The organism is Streptomyces sp. NPDC046925, from assembly GCF_040644915.1.
GTDB lineage: Bacteria > Actinomycetota > Actinomycetes > Streptomycetales > Streptomycetaceae > Streptomyces.
Map to the genome: position 1 here is coordinate 85,067 of NZ_JBEYWZ010000007.1, position 25,224 is coordinate 110,290.

22 protein-coding genes are annotated in these 25,224 nt (G+C 69.7%); 11 read left to right on the forward strand and 11 right to left on the reverse strand.

Translation table 11 applies throughout. The features are described 5' to 3' along the window. Positions 1 to 44: 44 nt before the first annotated feature. From glpR to galU, 6 genes are all read right to left on the reverse strand, one after another. Positions 45 to 1,346: a gephyrin-like molybdotransferase receptor GlpR gene (gene glpR, locus ABZ906_RS27355; RefSeq protein ID WP_361386950.1), complete on the reverse strand. Its 1,302-nt coding sequence runs from the start codon at positions 1,344 to 1,346 to the stop codon at positions 45 to 47. A gap of 197 nt (positions 1,347 to 1,543) precedes the next feature. Continuing rightward, positions 1,544 to 2,167: a GNAT family protein gene (locus ABZ906_RS27360; RefSeq protein WP_361195325.1), complete on the reverse strand. Its 624-nt coding sequence runs from the start codon at positions 2,165 to 2,167 to the stop codon at positions 1,544 to 1,546. Next, positions 2,164 to 2,664, reverse strand: a complete 501-nt coding sequence (locus tag ABZ906_RS27365) for a MogA/MoaB family molybdenum cofactor biosynthesis protein (RefSeq protein WP_361195204.1) — start codon at positions 2,662 to 2,664, stop codon at positions 2,164 to 2,166. The genes ABZ906_RS27360 and ABZ906_RS27365 overlap by 4 nt, the downstream gene beginning before the upstream one ends. Beyond that, entirely contained in the window at positions 2,661 to 3,161 is a 501-nt protein-coding gene (gene moaC / locus ABZ906_RS27370; protein WP_361386953.1) for a cyclic pyranopterin monophosphate synthase MoaC, read from the reverse strand. Before moaC ends, ABZ906_RS27365 begins: the two co-directional genes overlap by 4 nt. Positions 3,162 to 3,247: 86 nt before the next feature. Next, the gene (gene glp / locus ABZ906_RS27375; protein ID WP_361386955.1) at positions 3,248 to 4,579 is read right to left on the reverse strand and encodes a gephyrin-like molybdotransferase Glp; all 1,332 of its coding nucleotides are present in this window, start codon (positions 4,577 to 4,579) and stop codon (positions 3,248 to 3,250) included. Between the two features lie 4 nt (positions 4,580 to 4,583). Then, positions 4,584 to 5,489: a UTP--glucose-1-phosphate uridylyltransferase GalU gene (gene galU / locus ABZ906_RS27380; protein ID WP_361195199.1), complete on the reverse strand. Its 906-nt coding sequence runs from the start codon at positions 5,487 to 5,489 to the stop codon at positions 4,584 to 4,586. A gap of 94 nt (positions 5,490 to 5,583) precedes the next feature. Between galU and ABZ906_RS27385 the strand changes: the two genes are divergently transcribed. Continuing rightward, entirely contained in the window at positions 5,584 to 6,195 is a 612-nt protein-coding gene (locus ABZ906_RS27385; RefSeq protein ID WP_361195197.1) for a 5-formyltetrahydrofolate cyclo-ligase, read from the forward strand. A 67-nt stretch (positions 6,196 to 6,262) separates the two neighbouring features. On the opposite strand, the gene ABZ906_RS27390 is transcribed toward ABZ906_RS27385, so the two are convergent. Beyond that, on the reverse strand, positions 6,263 to 9,019 hold the full coding sequence (locus ABZ906_RS27390) for a penicillin acylase family protein (RefSeq protein WP_361386958.1): 2,757 nt from the start codon (positions 9,017 to 9,019) through the stop codon (positions 6,263 to 6,265). Positions 9,020 to 9,232: 213 nt separating this feature from the next. Here ABZ906_RS27390 and ABZ906_RS27395 point away from each other — a divergent pair, with 213 nt between their 5' ends. The 6 genes from ABZ906_RS27395 (at position 9,233) to mscL (ending at position 15,117) form a co-directional block, all read left to right on the forward strand. Beyond that, entirely contained in the window at positions 9,233 to 10,753 is a 1,521-nt protein-coding gene (locus tag ABZ906_RS27395; RefSeq protein ID WP_361387436.1) for a potassium/proton antiporter, read from the forward strand. Between the two features lie 250 nt (positions 10,754 to 11,003). Beyond that, positions 11,004 to 12,269 carry an MFS transporter gene (locus ABZ906_RS27400; protein ID WP_361386961.1) on the forward strand — a complete coding sequence of 422 codons (1,266 nt, stop codon included), beginning with the start codon at positions 11,004 to 11,006 and terminating at the stop codon, positions 12,267 to 12,269. 67 nt (positions 12,270 to 12,336) lie between these two features. Beyond that, a complete protein-coding gene (locus tag ABZ906_RS27405; protein ID WP_361386964.1) occupies positions 12,337 to 12,702 on the forward strand; it encodes an FmdB family zinc ribbon protein in 366 nt (121 codons plus the stop codon). A 75-nt stretch (positions 12,703 to 12,777) separates the two neighbouring features. After that, the gene (locus ABZ906_RS27410; RefSeq protein WP_361386967.1) at positions 12,778 to 13,659 is read left to right on the forward strand and encodes an S-methyl-5'-thioadenosine phosphorylase; all 882 of its coding nucleotides are present in this window, start codon (positions 12,778 to 12,780) and stop codon (positions 13,657 to 13,659) included. A 276-nt stretch (positions 13,660 to 13,935) separates the two neighbouring features. Further along, the gene (locus ABZ906_RS27415; RefSeq protein ID WP_361386970.1) at positions 13,936 to 14,451 is read left to right on the forward strand and encodes a hypothetical protein; all 516 of its coding nucleotides are present in this window, start codon (positions 13,936 to 13,938) and stop codon (positions 14,449 to 14,451) included. A gap of 138 nt (positions 14,452 to 14,589) precedes the next feature. After that, positions 14,590 to 15,117, forward strand: a complete 528-nt coding sequence (gene mscL, locus ABZ906_RS27420; RefSeq protein ID WP_361386973.1) for a large conductance mechanosensitive channel protein MscL — start codon at positions 14,590 to 14,592, stop codon at positions 15,115 to 15,117. 7 nt (positions 15,118 to 15,124) lie between these two features. On the opposite strand, the gene ABZ906_RS27425 is transcribed toward mscL, so the two are convergent. From ABZ906_RS27425 to ABZ906_RS27440, 4 genes are all read right to left on the reverse strand, one after another. Continuing rightward, entirely contained in the window at positions 15,125 to 15,361 is a 237-nt protein-coding gene (locus tag ABZ906_RS27425) for a hypothetical protein (protein WP_361386976.1), read from the reverse strand. Between the two features lie 37 nt (positions 15,362 to 15,398). Beyond that, on the reverse strand, positions 15,399 to 16,199 hold the full coding sequence (pflA, locus tag ABZ906_RS27430) for a pyruvate formate-lyase-activating protein (protein ID WP_361386979.1): 801 nt from the start codon (positions 16,197 to 16,199) through the stop codon (positions 15,399 to 15,401). A gap of 18 nt (positions 16,200 to 16,217) precedes the next feature. Further along, complete coding sequence (pflB, locus tag ABZ906_RS27435) at positions 16,218 to 18,485, reverse strand: formate C-acetyltransferase (protein ID WP_361386982.1); 2,268 nt, start codon at positions 18,483 to 18,485, stop codon at positions 16,218 to 16,220. A 324-nt stretch (positions 18,486 to 18,809) separates the two neighbouring features. Next, positions 18,810 to 20,243: a NarK family nitrate/nitrite MFS transporter gene (locus ABZ906_RS27440; RefSeq protein ID WP_361195178.1), complete on the reverse strand. Its 1,434-nt coding sequence runs from the start codon at positions 20,241 to 20,243 to the stop codon at positions 18,810 to 18,812. 207 nt (positions 20,244 to 20,450) lie between these two features. Between ABZ906_RS27440 and ABZ906_RS27445 the strand changes: the two genes are divergently transcribed. The 4 genes from ABZ906_RS27445 (at position 20,451) to ABZ906_RS27460 (ending at position 25,211) form a co-directional block, all read left to right on the forward strand. After that, a complete protein-coding gene (locus ABZ906_RS27445; RefSeq protein WP_361386985.1) occupies positions 20,451 to 21,686 on the forward strand; it encodes a low temperature requirement protein A in 1,236 nt (411 codons plus the stop codon). A 45-nt stretch (positions 21,687 to 21,731) separates the two neighbouring features. Then, positions 21,732 to 22,787 carry a P1 family peptidase gene (locus ABZ906_RS27450; RefSeq protein ID WP_361386988.1) on the forward strand — a complete coding sequence of 352 codons (1,056 nt, stop codon included), beginning with the start codon at positions 21,732 to 21,734 and terminating at the stop codon, positions 22,785 to 22,787. Between the two features lie 208 nt (positions 22,788 to 22,995). Next, entirely contained in the window at positions 22,996 to 24,225 is a 1,230-nt protein-coding gene (locus tag ABZ906_RS27455) for an Ig-like domain-containing protein (protein WP_361195172.1), read from the forward strand. A gap of 194 nt (positions 24,226 to 24,419) precedes the next feature. Further along, positions 24,420 to 25,211, forward strand: coding sequence for a DUF6227 family protein (locus ABZ906_RS27460; protein WP_361386991.1), 792 nt, complete (start codon positions 24,420 to 24,422; stop codon positions 25,209 to 25,211). Positions 25,212 to 25,224: the final 13 nt, after the last annotated feature.

Consider the following 25,224-nt stretch of genomic DNA (forward strand, 5'->3'; position numbering starts at 1 on the left):
TCCCGATTGGGGTGCTCGGAAATCCGTTCCTGGCTGGTCAGGCCTCACTCGTTGGCGGCACGCGGCCGCTCCCCTTCTTCGTACTGATCGAAGAGCGGCGTACGCCCCCGTTCGCGGGCCCGGCGGGCGGACGCGGCCCGCCGTGCGTCGCTGCGGCCATCGCCTCCGTCCGCGCCCTCGGCGGCCTCCGCGTCCTCGCCGTACTCGCCGTACTCGCCGTACTCGGCGTACTCGCTCTCCTCCGCCTCACCCTGCGCCTCGTCGGCGGCGGGCTCCACGGAGCTCGACCGCGCCGAACTCCAGGCGTCGGGCGCGCTCAAGTCGACGTCACCGGTGGCCCGCGGGGCGACCGGCGCGGTCACGTACGTCGGCAGGGGCACCGGCACCGGATCCCAGCTGTCGCCGTGGCCGGGGCGCCGCTGCCGCTCGCGCTGCTGGTCCACCCACTCCGCGTGGTCGGTCTGCTCGACCAGGGCGCGGCGGTCGGCGGCGAGCGCGGAAAGGCCGGTCTCCGTGTCGGGCCCGGGTCCTTCCTCCGCGTCGTCGACGACCGCTTCCGCGCCGCCGCCCGCCGCACGCCTGCGCGGCTGGCGCTCCCGCAGCCGCTGCGCCGCGACCTCGGCCCTGCGCTGGTCCATGGTGTAGGTGAAGCGCCGCCGCTCCTGGCCTCGCAGATACACGATGTACGCGCTCAGGAGCGCGGCCGGTACGGCGGGCACCCAGAGGAACGCGAGCCCGCCCACCGCGGCGACGACCGCGCCGAGCGTGAAGGCGACGAACAGCATCACTGTCGTACGCCGACGGCGCGCGAGCACCTTCGTGCGCCGGGCGCGCGCGGCGGCTTCCGCCGATGCCGCGCGCCGGGCGGCGGACTGCTGGGGCCGGGCGCCGGTCGGGGCCGGGGTGGGCTCCGGGGCGTCGACGCGGGCCTTCACGGAGGGCTTGGCCTGCTGTTTGGCCGACTGCTGTTTGGCAGGCTGCTGCTTGGGCGCCGGTCTCGCCGATGGCTGCCGGTCCCGGGATTTCACCGGGGCCTTGCCCTGCGGCGCGGGCCGCTCTTCCGGTGCGCCCTGCCGATGCGGAGGCGCGACGAAGGCCCGGACGTCCACCGAGCCGGTGACATTGTCCGGGTCGCGCGACTCCTCCTCTTCAGGCGAGCGCGCTTGCAGGTCCTTGGCGTACCGGCGCTCCATCCCCGCACGTCCGGACAGGAGCCGGATGGCGGTGCTGAAGCGTTCCGTCGGACGGGCTTCATTGAGCTCGTCCTGCCTACGGAGCCACATCGGCACCAAGTAGGCGGCCCAGGCCCCGACGATGACTGCGTAGATGAGGCCGCTGCTGCTCACGCCTCACACGGTAGAGGGGTTTGCTTGAGGCCATCTGCCAATTGCGCCGGTGTGTCGCACGATCTGGCTGATATCTCGAACTTTTTTTGTGACTGATGCGATCAACAGGCCACCGAGACCGTGAAATTAATGCCCTGGGGGGATCAAGTCGGGCATCAGACGGACGATCGCCGATCATTTTCAAACACTTATTCTATTTACGCGGTGTTCCGAGGTCTTGCCTGGTGCCAGCGCCGCAGCAACCCTTCCGGTACCTCTTCCGCGGTGAGCGCGAAGACAAGATGATCGCGCCAGGCGCCGTCGATGTGGAGATAGCGTGGACGAAGGCCCTCCTCGCGGAATCCGAGTTTCTCCACGACCCTGCGACTGGGCCCGTTCTCGGGGCGAATACAGACCTCGATACGGTGCAGCCCGACCGATCGGAAGCAATGGTCGACCGCGAGAGCGACGGCGGTCGGCATCACGCCGCGGCCCGCGACCGACTGGTCGACCCAGTAGCCGACATGGCCCGAGCACATCGATCCCCAGGTGATCCCGGCGACCGTCAACTGTCCGACGAGCCTGCCCTGGTACTCGATCACGAAGGGCAGCATGCGCCCGGCGTGCGCCTCGGCGCGCAGATGCCGGACCATCTGACGGTACGTCGGGCGGTGCACGATCGGGCCGCTGGGACCGGGCGGCGGGATCGTCGCCTCCCAGGGGCGCAGCCAGTCCCGGTTGCGCCGGTTGACCTCACGCCAGGGCCGCTGGTCGCGCATCTTTATCGGACGGAGGGCGACATCGCCGTCCGTCAGCTCGACGGGCCAGGAAGGGCTGTTCAGCTCGCACCGCCCGGGGGTCTGGGATGGTCGCCGCCCCTGAGCTGCTCGATGGCGTGTGCGAGGAGGGGCTCGAGGACGGCCATGCCGTCCCGTACGCCGCCGGTGGAGCCCGGCAGGTTCACGATGAGAGTGCGCCCGGCGACTCCGGCGAGGCCGCGGGACAGGACGGCCGTGGGGATCTTCTCCCTGCCGTAGGCGCGGATCGCCTCGGGGATGCCCGGCACTTCGTGGTCGATGACGGCGCGGGTGGCCTCGGGGGTGCGGTCGGTGGGCGAGATGCCGGTGCCGCCTGTGGTGAGGATCACGTCGTATCCGGCGTCGGCGCCCTCGCGCAGGGCCTGCTCGACGGGGTCGCCGTCCGGGACGACCCGGGGGCCTTCGACCTCGAAGCCGAGCGCGGCCAGCGCCTCGGCGATGATCGGCCCGCCCCGGTCGGCGTAGACACCGGCGGCCGCGCGGTTGGACGCCGTGACGACGAGAGCGCGGTAGGCCGTCATGCGTCGGCTCCTTCGCGGCTCCAGTCCCCGGATTTGCCGCCCGACTTCTCCTCGACGCGTACGTCCGTGATGACCGCGCCCTTGTCGACCGCCTTCACCATGTCGATCACCGTGAGGGCGGCGACGCTCACCGCGGTGAGGGCCTCCATCTCGACGCCCGTACGGTCCGTCGTCTTCACCGTGGCCAGGATCTCGACGGCGTCGTCCGCCACGGAGAGGTCCAGTTTCACCCCGGAGACGGCCAGCGGGTGGCAGAGCGGGATCAGGTCGGGCGTGCGCTTGGCGCCCATGATGCCCGCGATCCGCGCGGTGGCCAGGGCGTCGCCCTTGGGGACGCCCTCCCCGCGCAGCAGCTCGATCACCCGGGGCGAGACCAGGACGCGACCGCTGGCGCTCGCGGTGCGCGCCGTCACGTCCTTCGCGGATACGTCGACCATGCGGGCGGCGCCCGCTTCGTCGATGTGTGTCAGCCTCTGCTGCCCCTGCTGCGTACTCATGTGCTCTGGCGCTCCCGGTCCGGGCCCTCTCACGGTGCGGCGCAAGGGGCCTATGTGCGCGATACCGTACCGCGCGGAAGGGGCTTTCAGCCGAGCAGGACCACTTCGACATCGGCGCCCGGCTCCACCGACGCGGTGTCCTCCGGCACGACGATCAGCGCGTTCGCGTGCGCGAGGGCCGCCACGAGGTGGGAGCCCGCGCCGCCCACGGGGCGCACGCTGCCCGCCTCGGCGTCGTACTGCCCGCGCAGGAACTGCCGCTTCCCCTCGGGCGAGCTCAGCGCCTTGTCGGCGACGAGCTCAGCGCGGGCCGTGGGCCGGTGGACGTCCGGCAGGCCCATCAGGGCGCGCACCGCGGGACGCACGAAGATCTCGAAGGAGACGTACGACGACACCGGGTTGCCCGGCAGCGCGAGCAGCGGGGTGTGGTCGGGGCCGATGGAGCCGAAACCCTGCGGCTTGCCGGGCTGCATGGCGAGCTTGCGGAACTCGATGCCGCTGCCGTCCTCGTCCTCGTCGCCGACGGAGGAGAGGGCTTCCTTCACGACGTCGTACGCGCCGACGCTGACGCCGCCCGTGGTGACGATGAGGTCGGCGCGGATCAGCTGGTCCTCGATGGTGGAGCGCAGCGTCTCGGCGTCGTCGGCGACCGCGCCCACGCGGTAGGCGATCGCTCCGGCCTCGCGGGCCGCGGCGGTCAGGGCGAAGCTGTTGGAGTCGAAGATCTGGCCCTTGGCCAACTCCTCGCCGGGCTGGATCAGTTCGCTGCCGGTGGACATGACGACCACCCGGGGGCGCGGGCGCACCTTGACCGTGCCGCGGCCGATCGCGGCGAGCAGGCCGATCTGCGGGGCGCCGAGGACCGTGCCCGCGGTCAGGGCGCGGTCACCGGCCTGGACGTCGCTGCCACGCGCCCGCACGTGCGCGCGTGCCTCGGCGGCGCGGTGCACGCGGACCTCGCCGGAGGCTCCCTCGGGGGCCGCGCTGTGCGCGCGCATTCCGGAGACGGGGCCTTCGCCGAGGCCTCCGTCGGTCCACTCCACGGGGACGACGGCCTCGGCGCCGGGCGGCAGCGGGGCGCCGGTCATGATGCGGGCGGCCTGGCCGGCGCCGACTTCCGGCTGCTCGCCCTGGCCCGCGGCGACGTCGCCGATGACCGTCAGGACGGCGGGGAACTCCTCGCTCGCGCCCGCGATGTCGGCGACCCGGACGGCATATCCGTCCATGGAGCTGTTGTCGAAGGGCGGCAGCGAGACGGGCACCGTGACGTCCTCGACGAGGACGCAGCCCTGGGCGTCGAGGAGTTGGAGCTCGATGGGCTCCAGGGGCCGGACGGATCCGAGGATGTCGTCCAGGTGCTCGCTCACCGACCAGACATGGTCCTGGCCGGTGACTTCGGTCGTCGCGCTGCTGCTCAAAGTGCTACATCTCCTCGGACACGTAACTGCGAAGCCAGGCCTGGAAGTCCGGGCCCAGGTCTTCACGTTCGCACGCGAGTCTGACAATGGCACGCAGATAGTCGCCCCGGTCACCGGTGTCATAGCGGCGGCCCTTGAAGACGACGCCGTGCACGGGGCCGCCGACCTTCTCGTCCGCGGCGAGCTGCTGGAGGGCGTCGGTGAGCTGGATCTCGCCGCCGCGGCCCGGCTCGGTCGTGCGCAGTATGTCGAAGACGTGGGGGTCCAGGACATAGCGGCCGATGATGGCGTAGTTGCTGGGGGCGTCCGCCGCGTCGGGCTTCTCGACCAGGCCCGTCACCTTGACGACGTCACCCTCGTCCGTGGCGTCCACGGCCGCGCAGCCGTAGAGGTGGATCTGCTCCGGGGCCACCTCCATGAGGGCGACGACGCTGCCGCCGTGCCGCTCCTGGACCTCGACCATGCGGGCGAGCAGCGGGTCGCGCGGGTCGATCAGGTCGTCGCCGAGGAGCACCGCGAACGGTTCGTTGCCCACGTGCGGGGCGGCGCACAGGACGGCGTGACCGAGCCCCTTGGGGTCGCCCTGGCGTACGTAGTGCATGGTCGCGAGGTCGCTGGACTCCTGGACCTTCGCGAGTCGCGCCTCGTCGCCCTTCTTCAGGAGGGCGGATTCCAGTTCGTAGTTGCGGTCGAAGTGGTCCTCCAGGGGGCGCTTGTTGCGGCCCGTGATCATGAGGACGTCGTCGAGGCCGGCGGAGGCGGCCTCCTCGACCACGTACTGGATCGCCGGCTTGTCGACGACCGGCAGCATCTCCTTCGGAGTGGCCTTGGTGGCCGGCAGGAACCGGGTGCCGAGACCTGCTGCGGGGATGACAGCCTTGCTGATCCGCGGGGGGTGAGACTCAGTCATGTCCGTAACCATAACTGGTGAGTATGTGCGGAATCTGTGGGTGAGGACATTTTGTTCTCATATGAGCGCACCTGAAGGGGTTTGTGAGCGCACCATGCAAGAAACCGGCCCTGCCGAGCCAACCAAGCGCACATTGCGCGGAGAAATCCTCGCGGTGAGACGCCGGTTGACTAGGGATGACGCCCAGAAGGCCGCGGCGGTTCTCGCCGACCGCGCACTGGAGCTGCCCGAGCTCTCCGGAGCGCGCACGGTCGCCGCGTACGTCTCCGTGGGGAGCGAACCGGGGACGCGGGCGCTCCTGGACGCCCTCCACGCGCGCGGGACGCGGGTCCTGCTGCCGGTGCTCCTCGCGGACAACGACCTGGACTGGGCGGCCTATGAGGGCGCGGGTTCGCTGGCCCGCGTCCAACACGCCGGAAAGATGGAGCTCTTGGAGCCCGCGGGGGCGCCGCTCGGGCCCGATGCCGTCGTGGCGGCGGACGCCGTGCTGCTGCCGGGTCTGGCCGTGGACGAGAGCGGGATGCGGCTCGGGCGCGGCGGCGGGTCCTATGACAGGGTGCTTGCCCGGCTCGGGCGGGCCGGTGCCGATCCCGCCCTGGTGGTGCTCCTGTACGACACGGAGGTCGTCGCGCACGTCCCCCGGGAGCCGCACGACAAGCCCGTGCACGCCGTGGTCACGCCGTCGGGAGCACGCCGCTTCCGTTGAGGTCCAGGGAGCAGGAAGGGCCCTCCACGCGCGCGTGGAGGGCCCTTCCGGTGGTGCGGGTGTCAGCTCACGGCCGCAGCACCAGCGTGTCGTTCGTGCTCTTCTTGACGGCGTCCTCCGTGTAGGACCACGGCAACAGTTCGCCCTTGACCCACTTGTTGGTCTGGTCGGTGTAGTGCGCGTTGTAGGCGTGCCCCGAAGCCCCGGTGAGGTTGATCCACTTGGACTTGTCGAGGTCTTCGAGGTTCACCACCATGCGCATCGAGGGCACCCACTGCACGCCGTAGCCGCCCGCCGCGTTCCAGCCGGTGGCGTTGACCGCCGCCTCGCCGCCGCCCAGCTTGAACGGGCCGCGGTTGAGCATGAACTGGAGCCAGCCGGGGCCTTCGACGCCCAGGGTCTGGTTCTTCAGGGTCAGCCGGTGCAGGCGGCCCCAGCTCCAGGTGTCGACGTCCTTGCCGAGCTTGGCCGTCAGGTCCCAGCGTGCGTCCTCCATGGCCCGGCCGAACAGCTGGTCGCGGGTCTTGGTCGCGGAGTCCGTACGGGTCTTCGGCGACTTCCACCAGTCGTTGTCCTCGTCGTCGAGGATCGACCGGATCACTTCGTAGTAGCGGTCGCCGCCGTCGGGCTGCGCGGATTCCGCGTCGCGCTGGCCGCACTCGCGCACCGGCTCGGCCTCGTCGGCCGGGCCCGTGTTGCCGGCCGGTTCGACGTTCAGGCACTGGCCCTTGACCCGCAGCTCCTTGGGCAGCTTGTTGCCGATGGAGAGCTTGAGGATGTTGCGCCAGACCGAGTTGAAGTACGCGGCCGCCGCCGAATCGGCGTCCTGGGTGTAGTCCCAGCCCTCGAGGAGCTTCTGCGCCTCGCGGACGTAGCTGTCCTTGACGTCGATCTTGAGCAGCTTGGGCACGAGCAGCTTGGCGATCTCGCTGCTGTTGTCCATCTGCATCGTGCGCATGTCCTCGGTGGAGACCTTCCCACCGTTCTTGATCTTCGACTGGATCAGGTCGGTGATGCGCTGGCTGCGCGCCCCGTAGCCCCAGTCCGACGTGAGCTTGTACGGGTAGCTCTTGTCGATGACGGCCTGGTTCGCGGTCACGATGTAGCCGCGCTTGGGGTCGTACTCGTAGGGCAGTGCGGACTGCGGGATGTAGCCGGTCCAGCGGTAGTCGGAGTCCCAGCCGGGCGCGGGCAGCGCGCCGTCGCCCTTGCCGCGGACCGGGATCTTGCCGGGCGCCTGGTAGCCGATGTGGCCCTTGGTGTCCGCGTAGATCAGGTTCTGCGAGGGCACTTCAAAAGAAGCGGCCGCCTTGCGGAAGCCGGCGAAGTCCTTCGCCTTGTTGAGCTCGAAGACGGCGTCCATCGACTTGCCCGGCTTCAGCGCGGTCCAGCGCAGCGAGACTCCGTAGCCGTCGCCCCGGTCGGGGGCGGCGCTGTCGACGGTGGCCTTCTTGCCGACCTTCACCAGTTCGTCGTCGCGGTCGGACAGCAGAGGTCCGTTTCCGGTCTCCCGGACGGTGATCTTCTTGGGCTTGCCGCCCGCGACCTTGATGGTCTCCGTGCGGGTCTTGAAGGGCAGCACCTTGTCGTCGTACGAGTAGCCGTCGCCCTCGAACTTCTCCAGGTAGAGGTCGGTGACGTCGGCGCCGAGGTTCGTCATGCCCCAGGCGATGTCCTGGTTGTGGCCGATGACCACGCCGGGCATCCCCGCGAAGGTGTAGCCGGAGACGTCGTACTGGCAGTCCTCGGAGACCGGGCGGCAGTGCAGGCCCATCTGGTACCAGGTGGAGGGCAGCTGCGGCGACAGGTGCGGGTCGTTGGCGAGCAGGGGCTTCCCGGTGATCGTGTGGTCACCGGAGACCACCCAGGAATTGGACCCGATGCCGTTGCCGTTCGGGCCGAGGCCCGCGTCCGGGACGCTGTCCAGGATGTCGGAGAGGCCCGACAGCTGGGACTGCAGTCCGTCGGGGGCCTGGGCGTTGCCCGCGAGGCCCGTACCGGCCGCGCCGCCGGTCTGTGACTGCGACTGGCTGCCCGCGCTGCCCTTGGCCTCGTACTCCTTGGTGGCGCTGTTGTAGGCGCCCTCCTGGACGATGGGCTTGTTCCGGGAGTACGGGTAGGCCGGGTACAGAGACTTGATCTGGGACGGGCCAAGGCGGCTGGTCATCAGGGAGCGGTCGATCTCGTCCTGCATGTTGCCGCGCAGGTCCCAGGCCATGGCCTTGAGCCACGCCACGGAGTCGACGGGAGTCCACTCCTGGGGCGCGTAGTCGTTGGTGAAGCCGAGGGCGGCGTACTCCAGGGAGATGTCCTTGCCGCTCTTGTCCTTCAAGTAGGCGTTGACTCCCTTGGAGTATGCCTGGAGGTACTTCTTCGTCTCCGGCGAGAGTTTGGAGTCGTACTCCTTCTGCGCCACTCGGTGCCAGCCGAGCGTCCGCAGGAACTCGTCGGTCTTTACCTGGCTCTTGCCGAACATCTCGGAGAGGCGACCGGAGGTCGTATGACGGCGTACGTCCATCTCCCAGAAGCGGTCCTGCGCCTGGACGAAGCCCTGGGCCATGAAGAGGTCGGCGTCGGACTCGGCGTAGATCTGCGGGATGCCGTTGCCGTCGCGCTTCACGTCGACGGGGCCGGAGAGACCGTCGAGTTTGATCGTCCCCTTCGTCTGCGGGAAGGAGGCCCGCACCGTGTCGACGCTCCAGTAGGCGCCGTAACCGATGCCCGCCACGATGGCCAGGACCAGGACGATCACGATGAGGCGGGCTCGGCGCCCCTTCTTCTTGCCGGACTTATGACCGGAAGAGGCGGTGGTATTCGAGGGCATCGCTGTCCTTGCTGTCCTTACGCGAGCGGCAGGGCTGGCTGGGCGGTGGTGGGAGCGCTGGAGCAACTGTAGGCGCAGGGCACTGCGGCCTCGGACGCGGAGTCAGGAACCTACATGGCAACAGATCGTATGAGCGTTCGAAGGCGTCAAGGAAGCGTTAACAATTAGGTAAGGTAACGAAGTACTTGGCTCGCGCGGAGGAAGGAACGGCCCCTGACTGTCCATCACCTCAACCAGCTTCTGCTCGTCTGCTCGCTCGTCCTGCTCGTCGCGGTCGCGGCGGTCCGCATTTCGTCGCGCAGCGGGCTCCCCAGCCTGCTTCTCTACCTGGGCATCGGCATTGCCATGGGCCAGGACGGCGTCGGCAATCTCAGCTTCAACAACGCCGAACTGACGCAGGTCATCGGCTATGCGGCGCTCGTCGTGATCCTGGCCGAGGGCGGCCTCGGCACGAAGTGGAAAGAGATCAAGCCGGCGCTGCCCGCAGCCGCCGTCCTCTCGCTCGCGGGCATCGCGGTGAGCGTCGGCGTGACGGCCGCGGGCGCCCACTACCTGGTCGGCCTCGAGTGGCGGCAGGCGCTCATCATCGGCGCGGTCGTCTCGTCCACGGACGCGGCGGCGGTCTTCTCCGTGCTGCGGAAGGTGCCGCTCCCCTCGCGCGTGACGGGCATCCTGGAAGCGGAATCTGGGTTCAACGACGCCCCCGTGGTGATCCTGGTCGTGGCCTTCTCCGCGGCGGGCCCCGTGGAGCACTGGTACATCCTCATCGCCGAGATCGCCCTCGAACTGGCGATCGGTGCCGCGATCGGCATCGCGGTGGGCTGGCTCGGCGCCTACGGCCTGCGGCACGTCGCACTGCCCGCGTCCGGCCTCTACCCCATCGCCGTGATGGCCATCGCGGTCGCCGCCTACGCCGCCGGAGCCATGGCGCACGGCAGCGGGTTCCTCGCCGTCTATCTCGCCTCGATGGTCCTCGGCAACGCCAAGCTGCCGCACTGGCCCGCCACCCGCGGCTTCGCCGAAGGGCTCGGCTGGATCGCGCAGATCGGCATGTTCGTCCTGCTCGGCCTCCTGGTCACCCCGCACGACCTGCTCGACGACACCTGGCCCGCGATCATCATCGGCTTGATCCTGACCATGGTGGCCAGACCGCTGGGGGTCATCGCCAGCCTGCTGCCGTTCCGCATGCCCTGGCAGGAGAAGGCCCTGATGTCCTGGGCCGGGCTGCGCGGAGCCGTGCCCATCATCCTGGCCACGATCCCGATGGTGAACGGCGTCGACGACAGCCAGCGGATCTTCAACATCGTCTTCGTCCTGGTCGTCGTCTACACCCTCATCCAGGGCCCCACGCTGCCGTGGCTGGCCAGGAAGCTGCGCCTCGGCGACTCCTCGGGCGCCGCCGACCTGGGCATCGAATCGGCGCCCCTGGAGCGCCTGCGCGGCCATCTGCTCTCGGTGGCGATCCCGAAGGGATCGCGGATGCACGGCGTCGAGGTGGGCGAGCTCCGGATGCCCGCGGGGGCGGCGGTCACCCTCGTCGTTCGCAACGGCGAATCGTTCGTGCCGCAGCCCACGACCGTCCTTCAGCGCGGGGACGAACTCCTGGTCGTCGCGACCGACCCGGTGCGGGACGCCGCGGAGAAGCGGCTGCGGGCCGTCGGACAAGGCGGAAAGCTGGCCGGATGGCTGGGAACCACTGGTCAGGAGCCGGAGAGGCGGGGCAATCGCAGGTGACGGGCGCCTCAGTCTCTGAATTCACAGGTCTGATGGCGCAAGTCCCTGTACGATGAAGGCACACTTCTTCTGTACCGAATGATCGAACCAACTCTGTCTGAAGCAGAGCTGGCGCCGACCGTATGGCGGCCGCGTGTCCTCGCAGTGGGCAACCCGGCATCTACCGCGATTCCGCGCTAGAGGACAGCTCTCGGCGCCGCCGCCCCGAAACAGGGGGGCCGCGCTACCAGGCAGCAGAAAGGCACGGGCCGTGGCATCCACGGTCACCTCCCGCCCCGGATACGGACAGCTGCTGCGCACCCGCGGCGCCTGGACGTTTCTCCTGCCCGGCTTCGCGGCGCGACAGCCCTTCGCGATGCTGACCATCTCCATCGTGCTGCTCGTGCAGCACACCACCGGCTCGTACGGCGTCGCGGGCGCCGTGTCCGCCGTCACCGGCGTCTCCATGGCGGTGTTCGCCCCCTTCGGCGGCAAGCTCGCCGACCGGTTCGGCCAGCGCGCCGTCCTCGTGCCGGGCGTACTCATCCACACCGCCTCGGTGCTCACCCTGACGGTGCTCGCGCTCTCCGACGCCCCCTTGTGGGCGCTCTTCGCGGCCGCGGTGCCCACCGGCGCCTCACAGCCGCAGATCAGCCCCATGGTGCGGGCCCGCTGGGGCGTCAAGCTCCAGGACTCGCCCCTGGCGGGCACGGCGGCCGCCTTCGAGTCGGTCACGGACGAGCTGACGTTCGTCCTCGGCCCGCTCTTCGCGACCGCGCTGTGCACCACCATCGACCCGGCCGCCGGACTCTTCACCGAGGCCGGACTGACGCTGGTGGGCGGCCTGCTGTTCGCCGCGCAGAAGAGCACCCAGCCCAAGCCCGCCTCCCGCGAGGAGCACGCGCGCGTGGAGCACGCCTCCGCGCTGCGGATCCCCGGTGTGCGGGTCCTGATCGTGACCTTCCTGGGCATCGGCGCCGTCTTCGGCGGCATGCAGGTCTCGCTGGCCGCCTTCACCGAGTCCATCGGCGAACCCGGCCTGAACGGCGTCCTGTACGGCACGTTCGCCGCGGGCAACATGCTCTCCGGTCTCGTCTGCGGTGCCATCGCCTGGAAGATCGCCCCGCAGCGGCGGCTCCTCGTCGGGTACGCGGCGCTGACCCTGATGGCGTCCGGTCTGTGGGCCGCGCACTCCGTGCTGCTGCTCGCCGGGCTCGGCCTCCTGGTCGGCGTCTGCATCGCGCCCGCGCTGATCACCGGCTACACGCTGGTGGACCGGCTCGTCGCCCCGGGCGGCCGGACCGAGGCGTTCACCTGGCTCACCGGTGCCGTCGCGCTCGGCCAGGCGGCCGCCGTCACGGTCGCCGGACAGTTGGAGGACCGCTTCTGGGACGGCGCCGGATTCCTGGTGCCCCTCGGCGGTACGGCGCTGGCGCTCGTGGTGCTCGTGACCCTGCGCTCGCGGCTCGTCCCGCGGTCCGTCGGACGCACCGTGGCACGTGGCGTGGGTCACCGCGAGCCGGTCACGGTGGACTGATCTCGCGGAATAGGTCACTATGGACCGTCGTTAGCACTCATCGAGTGAGAGTGCCAGGAGGAAGCAAGTGCCGACGTACCAGTACCAGTGCACCGAATGCGGCGAGGGCCTCGAGGCGGTGCAGAAGTTCACCGATGACGCCTTGACCGTGTGCCCCAGCTGCGACGGACGCCTCAAGAAGGTGTTCTCGGCGGTCGGCATCGTCTTCAAGGGCTCCGGTTTCTACCGCAACGACAGCCGCGGCTCGTCGTCGAGCAGCACGCCGTCGTCGACGTCCGCCTCGAAGTCCTCGGACTCCAAGTCGTCGGACTCCAAGTCCTCCGCGAGCACTTCTTCGTCCTCCTCGTCAGGTTCCTCGGACTCGAAGTCGTCGGGCTCGTCCTCGGGGTCGTCGGCCGGTTCGTCCAGCTCGTCGAGCTCGTCGGCCGCATAAGTTCTTCTTCCGCTTCCCCGCTGTCGTACGACAGCGGGGATTTCGGCGTTCCCGCGTCCGGCTACTGTGCTCGGCATGGTGAATACGGCGAACGCGGAGACGGTGAACGCGGGTCCGGCGAGCGGGGTGCGGGCCGAGATCGGTGTCATCGGCGGCTCCGGCTTCTACTCCTTCCTCGACAACGTGACCGAGCTCCAGGTCGACACCCCTTACGGAGCGCCGAGCGACTCCCTGTTCGTCGGTGAGATCGCCGGGCGCCGGGTCGCGTTCCTGCCCCGGCACGGGCGCGGCCACCATCTGCCGCCGCACCGCATCAACTACCGCGCCAACCTGTGGGCGTTGCGCTCCGTGGGCGTACGGCAGGTGCTCGGCCCCTGTGCGGTGGGCGGACTGCGGCCCCAGTTCGGGCCCGGCACGCTGCTGGTGCCCGATCAGCTCGTGGACCGCACGAAGACGCGTACGCAGACGTACTTCGACGGGGTTCCGCTGCCGGACGGGACCGTCCCGAACGTCGTGCACGTGTCGCTGGCCGACCCGTACTGCCCCGTCGGGCGTGGCGCAGCGCTCAAGGCGGCGCGCGGGCGCGAGTGGGAGCCGGTGGACGGCGGGACGCTGGTGGTGATCGAGGGGCCGCGGTTCTCGACGCGGGCCGAATCGCTCTGGCACGCGGCGCAGGGCTGGTCGGTGGTGGGCATGACCGGCCACCCCGAGGCCGTGCTCGCCCGCGAACTGGAGCTCTGCTACACGTCGTTGACGCTGGTCACGGACTTGGACGCGGGCGCTGAGAGCGGGGAGGGCGTCTCGCACGAAGAGGTCCTTCGCGTCTTCGCGGCGAATGTGGACCGGCTGCGGACGGTGCTGTTCGACGCGGTGGCGGGGCTGCCCGCGGAGAGCGAGCGGGACTGTTCGTGTGCGGGGGCGCTGGGCGGGATGGAGCCGGGGATTCGGCTGCCCTGAGGTGTTCGGAGCGGTTCGGAGCGGTTCGGAGCGGTTCGGAGCGGTTCGGAGCATGGTCGGGGGCGGGCGGAACTTCGCCTTCGGGTGAGGGAGTTGTCCACAACCGGCGAGTAGTGCACGGGGCTCAGCGGGATTCGGCGCGGGCCTGCATCGTGAGAGCGGCAGGCAAGATCCTCAGCTCTCCCGACTCCGCAGGCGGTGGCCGTCGTGACGCACACTCCCCCTCCCTCAGCCTCACCCACTCCCCTCGCACCTCACGTGCGGGACGCTCCCCCCGTGCGGGACGCTCCCCCGCCGTGCCCCGTGCCGCACTTCTCCCCCGTGCGCGTACGAGGCGGGCGGCAGCGCCTGCGAAGGCTGCTGCGGCACAGACGGCGGGCCGTGGCCGTGGGGCTCGCGGTGACCGCGGCGACGCTCGTGGCCGCCGGACCGCGGGACGCCGAGCGGGCGCGCCCGCCGGGGCATCCGGCGGCCGCCGCGACGCCCTCGGCTGATGCGGAGCAGCGGCATCGGGCAGCCGCCCCCGTGACGGCGCCGGTGCGGATCGCGGACGCGGAGACGGTGCGGCTGCTGCACCGGGGCGACCGGGTCGATGTCGTCGGCGCCGACGGCTCCACGTCACGGGTGGTGGCGGCCGGCGCCCGGGTGGTCGAGGTGCCGGAGCGCCGGGAGAGCTCGGCCGAAAGCGCCTCCGAGGCCGGGGCGTTGGTCGTCCTCTCCGTGCCGCGGGCGACGGCGGCACGGCTCGCCGGAGCCGGGGCGAGCATGCGTCTGGCGGTGACGCTGTGCTGACTCACAACGTGTGCGACTGCACCGAATCCGTGTCAAGTCGCTCGTTCGGGTTACCCAATTGGACAGTCCGACCAGTGCCTCCCGTAGTTTGCGAAGCTGTCTGTTTCACGAACTGCATTTGCAACGAAAGGCCTCGTGGTGAGCGAGAAGAACGAACCGGGTCTCTGGGAGGGCTTCAAGGCCTTCCTGATGCGCGGCAATGTCGTCGACCTGGCGGTCGCGGTCGTCATCGGAGCCGCGTTCACGAACATCGTGAACTCCGTGGTGAAGGGCGTCATCAACCCGCTGGTCGGCGCCTTCGGTACGAAGGATCTCGACCACTACAGCTCGTGTCTGAAGGCCCCGTGCAAGACGGCGGCCGACGGCACCGTCGAGAGCGGCATCCCGATCATGTGGGGCTCGGTGCTCAGCGCCACCCTCAGCTTCGTGATCACCGCGGCCGTCGTCTACTTCCTGATGGTGCTGCCCATGGCCAAGTACCTGGCGCGGCAGGCCGCGCGGAAGGCCGAGAAGGAGGGCACGCAGGAGGTCATCGAGATCTCGGAGCTGGAGGTCCTCAAGGAGATCCGCGACGCCCTGGTGGCGCAGCGCGGCGCCGGGCCCGACGAGCGCGGTGCCGGGCCGGACGGGCCTGGCTCCGGACCCGTGGGGCCCGAGAAGCTCTAGCGCGGGCTCAGAGGTGGTGGGGCGGCTTCTCGTCGAGGAAGCGCGCCAGGTCGGCGGCACTGTCGCCGCCTGCCGACGGCCGCTCGCCCCACCCGCGGTCCGTGTCGTCCGAAGACTGCTGCGACAGGGGGTCGTCGAAGACCAGGTCGCTGCTCGGCCGCTTCGGCTTCTTCGGCGACGCGGAGCCCTTCGGGGTCTCGGGACCCTCGGGATCGCGCGGCTCGGGGGCGGGGGCGGTGCTCATGCCTCCAGGGTACGTCCGTGCGGCGGGGCGGCGGCCGTCAGACGGCGTAGAGCCCCTGAGCTGCGAAGATCTCCCTGGCGGCGCCCAGCTGCCCCGCCGTGGGCGTGGGGGTGTCGCGCAGGGTGAAGTCCTTGCCGAGCGCGTCCCACTTCGCCTCGCCCAGCTTGTGGAAGGGCAGCACGTCGACGCGCGAGACGTTGCCGAGCGAGGCGGCGAAGCGGGCGACGCCCTCGATGTTGTCCGGGTCGTCGGTCAGGCCGGGGACGAGGACGAAGCGCACCCAGACGTCCTGGCCGCGGTCGGCGAGGCGCCGTGCGAAGTCGAGGGTGGGCTGCAAGGGCCGCCCGGTGACCTTCTGGTAGGTCTCCCGGTGCCAGGACTTGATGTCGAGGAGCACCAGGTCGACGTCTCGGAGCAGGGCGTCGGTGGCGCGCGTGCCGAGGAAGCCGCTGGTGTCGAGGGCGGTGTGCAGGCCGAGCTCGTGCTTGAGGCGGTGCAGCAGTTCGCCGGTGAAGACGGGCTGCAGCAGGGGTTCGCCGCCGCTGACGGTGGCTCCGCCGCCCGCCGCCGAGATGAACTTCGTGTACTTGGCGGCCTCCGCGATCACGTCGTCGGCGGTGGTCCGCTTGCCGTCACGCATCCGCCAGGTGTCGGGGTTGTGGCAGTACAGGCAGGTCAGCGGGCAGCCCGCGAGGAACGTGACGAAGCGGCTGCCGGGGCCGTCGACTCCGGTGGACAGGTCCCAGGAGTGGACGGATCCGGTGACGGGGCGCCGGGTGACCGCGGCAGCCGGGGTCGCGGTGTCGAGCAGAGTCGCGGTGTCGAGCAGAGCAGTCATGGCAGGGCTCCAGGTGGCTCAGAGGGAGCCGTGGAAGGTGCGGTTGATGACGTCGAGCTGCTGGTCGCGGGTCAGGCGGATGAAGTTGACCGCGTAGCCGGAGACCCGGATGGTCAGCTGCGGGTAGTTCTCCGGGTGCTCCATGGCGTCCTCCAGGGTCGCCTTGTCGAGCACGTTGACGTTCATGTGGAAGCCGCCGCTGGCCGTGAAGCCGTCGAGGACTCCGGAGAGGTTCTGGATCCGCTCGCCGGGGGTGCGGCCCAGGGCGTCGGGCGTAATGGTGTTGGTGAGCGAGATGCCGTCCTCGGCGTCGTCGTAGTCGAGCTTGGCCACCGACAGCGCGGAGGCGATGTAGCCGTGCTCGTCACGGCCGTTCATCGGGTTGGCGCCGGGGGCGAACGGCTCGCCCGAGCGGCGGCCGTCGGGGGTGTTGCCGGTCTTCTTGCCGTAGACGACGTTCGAGGTGATCGTCAGGACGGACTGGGTGTGCACCGCGTCGCGGTAGGTCGGGTGCTGCCGGATCTTGCCCATGAAGTCCGAGACGATCCGCCGGGCGATCTGGTCGGCCCGATCGTCGTTGTTGCCGTAGGCGGGGTAGTCGCCCTCGATCTCGTAGTCGACGGCGAGTCCCGTCTCGTCGCGGATGACCCTGACCCTGGCGTGCTTGACGGCGGAGAGCGAGTCGGCGGCGACGGAGAGGCCCGCGATGCCGCATGCCATCGTGCGCAGGATCTCCTGGTCGTGCAGCGCCATCTCGATGCGCTCGTAGGCGTACTTGTCGTGCATGTAGTGGATGACGTTCAGCGCGTGGACGTAGGTCTTGGCGAGCCAGCCGAGCATCGCGTCGTAGCGCTCGGCGAGGGTGTCGTAGTTGTCGTGGTCCAGGTATTCGTCCTCGATGGGCTCGAAGCCCTCGACGACGCGCTTGCCGGTCTTCTCGTCGCGGCCGCCGTTGATCGCGTAGAGGAGAGCCTTGGCGACGTTGACGCGGGCTCCGAAGAACTGCATCTGCTTGCCGACGGCCATCGCCGAGACGCAGCAGGCGATCGCGGTGTCGTCGCCGTACTTGGGGCGCATCAGGTCGTCGGACTCGAACTGGAGGGCCGAGGTGTCGACGGCGACCTTGGCGGCGAAGTCCTTGAAGCCCTTCGGCAGTTCCCGCGACCAGAAGACCGTCAGGTTCGGCTCGGGGGCCGGGCCGAGGTTGTAGAGAGTCTGCAGGGCACGGAACGTGGTGCGGGAGACCAGCGGGCGGCCGTCCTCGCCGATGCCGGCCATCGACCAGGTGACCCAGGTCGGGTCGCCGGAGAAGCCCTCGTTGTACTCGGGGGTGCGCAGGAAGCGCACGATGCGGAGCTTGATGACGAAGTCGTCGACGAACTCCTGGGCCTCGGTCTCGGTGATGCGGCCGGACTCGATGTCGCGCTGGAGGTAGATGTCGAGGAAGTTGTCGATGCGGCCGATCGACATGGCCGCGCCGTTCTGCTCCTTCACGGCGGCCAGGTAGGCGAAGTACAGCCACTGGACGGCCTCGCGGCCGGTGGTGGCGGGGCCGGAGATGTCGTGGCCGTAGGACATCGCCATGGCCTTCAGCTCGCCCAGGGCCTTGATCTGCTCGGAGGTCTCCTCGCGGGCGCGGATGACGTCCTCGGTGGCCCACTCCTGGCCGAGCCGGGCCCGGTCGGCCTCCTTCTCGGCGATGAGGCGGTCGACTCCGTAGAGCGCGACGCGGCGGTAGTCGCCGATGATGCGGCCGCGGCCGTAGGCGTCGGGCAGGCCGGTGATGATGCCGGAGGAGCGGCAGGCGCGGATCTCGGGCGTGTAGGCGTCGAAGACGCCTTCGTTGTGGGTCTTGCGGAGGTGCGTGTAGACCTCCTTGACCTCGGGGTCCGCCTCGTAGCCGTAGGCGTTGAGCGCCCCTTCGACCATCCGCCAGCCGCCGTTGGGCATGATGGCGCGCTTGAGCGGGGCGTCGGTCTGGAGGCCGACGATGAGGTCGAGGTCGGCGTCGATGTAGCCGGGCGCGAAGGCGTCGATGCGGGACGGGGTCTTCACGTCGACGTCGTGGATGCCGCGCTCGATCTCCGCGGGGAACATCGACAGGAGCTTCTGCCAAACCCGGGAGGTGCGTTCGGTCGGGCCGGCCAGGAAGGAGTCGTCGCCCTCGTACGGGGTGTAGTTCTGCTGGACGAAGTCGCGGACGTCGACCGCGTCCCGCCACAAGCCGCCCTTGAAGCCGTCCCATGCCTCGCCGTGCACTGTCGTTTCCGCGGGAGTGGCAGTCATCGCCGGCACCTTCCGAGTCGCCTTTTCGCTATGTGTCCATTGCACTGCGAAGCGACCGCTCAGGGGGTCCGCAATGGTCCCCACTTCAGGGCCGGAGGTCCCCACTCCCGGCGCACCCGGTCCACCGAACCCGCCCTGACCTAGCATTTCTCTCGGGACTTTGGACCTAAGTTCGCTTGTGAATGCATTCACAAGAATTTCGGGGAGATCTCGTGGTACCGGCAGCCTCCACGGGACCGGCAGCCCCCGTGCGCCCGAATCCGGGCATGCGAACGGGCCGGGTGCTCCCACACCCGGCCCGTCCCGCCGACACCCCTCGGGGCGTCAGCTCGGCGATTCCGCGCCCTTGCGGGCATAGAACCACCAGCAGACCGCGATACAGCTGACGTAGAAGCCCACGAAGCCCCACATCGCGCTGGTGACCGCGAAATTGGCGAACATCGCGGGGATGAAGAAGAAGCCGTACGCCGCGATGGCGGAGGTGAAGCCGGTGACGGCGCCCGCCTCCATCTCGGACTGCTTCAGCGCCTTCGTGTAGGCGGGAGTGCCCTCCTCCAGGCCCTTCAGGTGCTGGCCGCGGAAGATCACCGGGATCTGGCGGAACGTCGAGCCGTTGCCGATGCCCGAGAAGAAGAACGCGCACAGGAAGCAGGCGAAGAAGCCCCAGAAGTTGCCGTTGTCGCCGCCGGAGGGAAGGAAGTTGATGACGCCGATGATCGAGAGCGCCATGCCGACGAACGAGATGATGGTGACCCTGGCGCCGCCGATCTTGTCGGCGATCCAGCCGCCGGCCCAGCGGGCGAGCGCGCCCACGGCCGGGCCCATCCAGGCGTAGGTGGCCGCGGAGTAGGCCGCGTCGATCGGCGTGAACGTGGTCTTGATGAGCATCGGCAGCGCTGCCGCGAACCCGATGAAGGAACCGAACGTACCGACGTAGAGCCAGGTCATCAGCCAGTTGTGCTTGCGCTTGAAGATGATCTTCTGCTGGCTGAAGGGGGTCGATGCGACCTTCAGGTCGTTCTGGCCGAACCACGCGACGACGGCCAGGATCACCAGGACGGGCACCCACAGGAACGCGGCGTTCTGCAGCCACACGGGCGTCCCGTCGGCCTTGTGCTGGGCCGAGCCGACCGCGAGGACCGAGCTGGTGATGACGATCGGGGTGACCAGCTGGACGACGGAGACACCGAGGTTGCCCAGGCCGCCGTTGATGCCGGTGGCGTTGCCCTTGTCCCGCTTGGGGAAGAAGAAGCCGATGTTGGCGAGGGAGGAGGCGAAGTTCGCGCCGCCGACGCCGCACAGGGCCGCGATGGCGACCATCACGCCGTACGAGGTGTTCGGGTCCTGGACCGCGATGCCGAGCCAGATCAGCGGTATGACCAGCACGACCGTGGAGAGCGCGGTGAAGCGGCGCTGGCCGATCATCGGGCCGAGGAAGGTGTAGAACACGCGCGCCGTGCCGCCGGTGATGCCGGGGACGGCCGTCAGCCAGAACAGCTGCGAGGTGGAGAAACCGAAGCCGACGTCCTTGAGGTTGGTCGCGGTGACCGACCACACCTGCCAGACGACGAACGCGACCAGGAGCGCGGGGACGGCGATCCACAGGTTGCGGGAGGCGACCTTCTTGCCGATGGACTTCCAGAAGAGTTCGTTCTCCGGCTCCCAGTCGGTGATGGTCTTGCCGGGGCGGTACTGCGCCGGGTCGTACGTACTGACCGAGGGTGCGGACCGCGCTTCTTGGGCGGCAGGCGATGTCATGTTGGATCCCTGTTCGCTACGGGTCCCGACCTTGCTCCGGGGCCTGACATATCCACGTTCCCGCGCGCGGTTCTCCGGGAGCAGAGTCATAGGACACGCTCTGACCAGCCCAAAGGCACGAAAGTCAGGGGCCCTTCGGACCTCGGGGGCCGCCGGGGCGCGTGCCGCAGCCCGGTTCGGCAGGCACCTTCTGCTGTGCTGGTCCCCATGACGTCAGCACCTGCCCCCGAGCCAGCACCCGCCCCCGAGCCCGTATCGGGCCCGCCTTCCCCTCCCGCCGCCCTGCGGCCACTGCGCTCACGGGGGCGCGGGGAAGCGCATCGGGCCGCGACTCCCCTGGAGCTCTTCTTCGACCTCTGTTTCGTCGTGGCGGTCGCGCAGGCCGGCGTCGAGCTCGTGCACGCCGTCGCCGAGGGGCACGCGGGCGAGGGCGTGCTCAATTACGCGATGGTGTTCTTCGCGCTGTTCTGGGCGTGGGTCAACTTCTCGTGGTTCGCGTCGGCGTACGACAACGACGACGTGCTCTACCGGGTCGTCACGCTCGTACAGATCGCCGGTGTGCTCGTGTTCGCCGCGGGAGTCTCCCGGGGGTTCGAGGAGCATGACTTCCTCCTCATCTGGCTCGGCTACCTGATCATGCGGGTCGCGCTCACCACCCAGTGGCTGCGCGTCGCCAGATCGGCCACCGGAGAGGAGCGGGCCACCGCACTGCGGTACGCGTGCGGCGTGCTGATCTGCCAGATCGGCTGGTCGGGACTGCTGTTCCTGCCCGAGGGCGGGCGGTCCTGGCTGTTCCTCGTGATGGCGATCGCCGAGATGTGCGTGCCGGTGTTCGCGGAGCGCGTCTACAGCACGGCCTGGCATCCGCATCACATCTCCGAGCGGTACGGCCTGTTCACGATCATCGTGCTGGGCGAGACGATCGCCGCGGCGACCGTCGCCGTGAAGACCGGCATCGAGGAGCACGACGCGCTCGGCGAGATCCTGCCCATCGCCGCGGGCGGCCTCCTGATGGTCTTCGCCGCGTGGTGGATCTACTTCGTCGTGCCCATCCACGGCCACCTGAACTCCAACCGGCAGTCCTTCCTGTGGGGTTACGGGCACTACTTCATCCTCGGCGCGGCCGCCGCGATCGGGGCCGGGATCGAGGTCGCGGTCGAGGAGGCCGCGGGCAAGGCGCACATCTCGACGCTCGCCGCGTCGGCCGCCGTGACCGTGCCGATGGCGCTGTACCTCTTCACCGTCTGGCTGCTGCACTCCCGCTACTACAAGGTGGGCCTCGCCCAGCAACTCGTGCTGCCCGTCGCCGCCGTGGCGACCCTCGCCAGTACGTTCGCGGGCAGCTGGGCCGTCCTGGTCGCGGGGCTCGTGGCGACGGCCACCGTCGCCACCGGTGTGACGCTGACCAGCCGTGCGGCGCGAAAGGAGGTGGCAGCCACGTAGCTTCCGGGCAGCCGTGCAACTGCCGTGCGTGATACGCAGGTCGGCATGGCTTCCTCCAACTCCCTCACCGATGTCCCCGGCCTCCGCGTAGGGCATGCCACCCGCACCGCCCCGGCGCACCCTGGCCACCTCACCGGCACCACCGTCGTGCTCGCCCCGGAGGGCGGTGCCGTCACGGCGGTGGATGTGCGCGGCGGCGGCCCCGGCACCCGCGAGACGGACGCCCTGGACCCCCGCAATCTGGTGCAGCGGGTCGAGGCCGTCGTGCTGACCGGCGGCAGCGCGTACGGCCTGGACTCCGCGGCCGGGGTGATGGCGTGGCTCGAGGAGCAGGGCCGCGGCGTACGGGTCGGCCCCGATCCCTCCCACGTCGTGCCCGTGGTCCCGGCCGCCTGCGTCTTCGACCTCGGCCGCGGGGGTGCGTTCACGGCACGCCCCGACGCCGCGACAGGACGCGCCGCCGTGGAGGCCGCCGCGGGCACCGGGCCGTTCACCCCGGTCGAGGAGGGGAACGTCGGCGCGGGCACCGGCGCCCTGGTCGGCAAGGTCAAGGGCGGCGTCGGCAGCGCGAGCGTCAGGCTGGAGTCGGGGGTCACCGTGGCCGCGCTGGTGGTGGCGAACGCCGCGGGCTCGGGGGTCGATCCGGGGACGGGGGCGCTGTACGGGCGGTACTTCGAGGGAGGGCGGGTGGCCTATCCCGCCCCCGAGGTCCACGAGGAGGCCGCGCGCCGCCTCGCCGAGGCCGCCGCCCAGAGCGGGCCCGCCCCGCTGAACACCACCCTCGCCGTGGTCGCGACGGACGCCGAACTCAGCAAGGCCCAGGCCCAGAAGCTCGCCGGCACGTCGCACGACGGCATCGCGCGCGCCGTGCGCCCCGTCCATCTCCTCAACGACGGGGACACCGTCTTCGCCCTCGCCACCGGCGAACGCCCCCTGCCGGGAGCGGCGGAGAACCCGCTCGCCCTGAACGAGGTCCTGGCGGCGGGCGCGGACATGGTGACCGCGGCGATCGTACGGGCGCTCCTGGCCGCGGAGTCCGTGCAGACGCCGGGCGGCAACTTCCCCTCGTACGAGGACCTCTACGGCAAGCAGTCCCGGTGACCGCCGACCCAAATCCCTCTCAGGTATCCCAAAGCGCCATCTAAGGGAATTCCCAGAAAGAACAACTACAAATGGCCGCAGAGCAAAGCCCGTTGGGCCGCCGTCGGGCCATGTCCCTGTGCCCGTCCTCACACCAAGCGGACGGAACCTTTCCGCCCGATGGCCGCTCTTATCTCCTACCTGGTCAGAACGCGCACTTCGCAAAAAGATGGAGCAGCCCGTGACAACGTCGCACATAGCCAAGCCCCGGCGACGCACCCTGATGGCGGCCACCGCACTCGCCGCCGTCGGTGCACTCGCCCTCACGGCCTGCGGCGGCGACGCGGACGCCGACGGCGACGACAAGGACGGCAAGTCCAAGGCGCAGGGCGCCGAGATCACCATCTCGGCGAAGGACGGCTCGACCGGCGCCTCCATCAACGCCACCGGCGTCAAGGTCAAGAACGGCAAGCTGACCGAGGTGAAGATGACCCTGGTCTCCACCGGAGCCGCGGTCGACGGCACGCTCGCGGACGACGGGTCCAGCTGGAAGCCGAAGGCCCAGCTGGAACGCGGCATGAAGTACAAGATCACGGCCGACGCGAAGGACTCCGAAGGCAAGGAGGCGACGGAGAACTCGATCTTCACCACCGTCTCGAAGGCCAACAGCTTCATCGGCAGTTACACCCCCGACGGCGGCACGAAGGTCGGCGTCGGCATGCCGGTCTCCTTCAACTTCGACAAGGCGATCACCGAGAAGCAGTCCGTCCAGTCGCACATCAAGGTCACCACCGACAGCGGCCAGAAGGTCGTGGGCCACTGGTTCGGCAACCAGCGCCTCGACTTCAGGCCCGAGGAGTACTGGAAGGCCGGCTCCAAGGTCACGATGAAGATCGACCTCGAGGGCGTGAAGGGCGCGGACGGCGCCACCGGCGTGCAGAACAAGACGGTCACCTTCACCATCGGCCGCGCGCAGGTCTCCACGGTCGACGTGAAGGCCAAGAAGATGACGGTCGAGCGGGACGGCAAGGTCATCAAGACCATCCCGATCTCCGCGGGCAGCCCGTCGAACCCCACGTACAACGGCAAGATGGTGATCTCCGAGAAGTTCACCCAGACCCGTATGAACGGCGACACGGTCGGCTTCGGCGGTGAGTACGACATCAAGGACGTCCCGCACGCGATGCGCCTGTCGTCCTCCGGCACCTTCATCCACGGCAACTACTGGGGCTCGCCCTCGATCTTCGGCAGCTCCAACACCAGCCACGGCTGCGTCGGCCTCCAGGACGCGCAGGGCGCGGGCGACTCCAGCACGCCGGGCGCGTGGTTCTACGACAACTCCCTCATCGGGGACGTCGTGACGGTCAAGGGCTCGCCGGACGAGACCATCGCCCCGGACAACGGCCTCAACGGCTGGAACATGTCCTGGAGTCAGTGGACGGCGGGCAGCGCGGGCTGACCCCGGCCCTCCGCCGGGCCCCGGACGCCCATCGAGGAGTCCTCCGGCACAGGCCTCTCACCAGCCCCAACACCGCGAGCCGCACGGGAACTTGCCGTGCGGCTCGTTCGTTTTCCCGTTCCCGGACATGATGTCCGACACAGGGGCTACGGTATGCACTCACAAGGTGACATGCAGCAACGCCGGGAGAGACCTTGAGCGTTCCGTACGAGTACGAGACGGCGTACGAGCCACAGTCTGCCGAGCAGAAGTCTCCGCACTCCCCACAGGAGCATCTCGAGCAGCTTCTTCGCCGCGCCCTGAACTCCTTCGACCTGCCGGACGACACGATAGGGCGCCTGGAGTCCGCCCTCGCGTACGACAGTTCGCTGCACTCAGCGCACCACAGCGCGGGCCTGCACCGCGAGACGTACCGCCACACGTGGCTGCTCGCCGACGCGAGCGCCCTCACCCTCTGGGAGCTCGTGCACAACACGGGCCCCGGCAGCCACGCCCAGCACGAGTTGTACGCGGACGAGGAGGACGCCGGTGTGGCCACCTCACGCCTGCCGCTCCCGCCCGACACCCCCGCGGGCGCCTGCGAACAGCCCGTCGTGCTCCAGCTCCCGGTAACCGAGGAGCCCCGTCATACGTACGTCCCGGACGACTCCGCGGACCACGCGCGAAGGCTGCTGCGCCGCGCGGAGAACACGGCGGTCGAGGGGCGTCCCGGCGAGGACATCGAGCGGTTACTGCGCTCGGCCTTCGCGCACCAGATCACCCAGGCCTTCGGCCGCCCCTGCCTGCCGGGCGAGGCACGCCTCAGCTTCTCGCTCTACGAACACGCGTTCCTGCTCTTCGACGGCAGCGAGCTCAGCCTCTGGGAGGTCGAGCACACGGTCACGCCCGACAAGCGGCACCGCTGCGAGGTGTACGACTCCGAGGGCGCCGCCCGCGCGGCGATGGAGCAGCGCGCACGGAGCATCCCGCAGCAGCGGGCGAAGTAGGCACCGGCCGCGA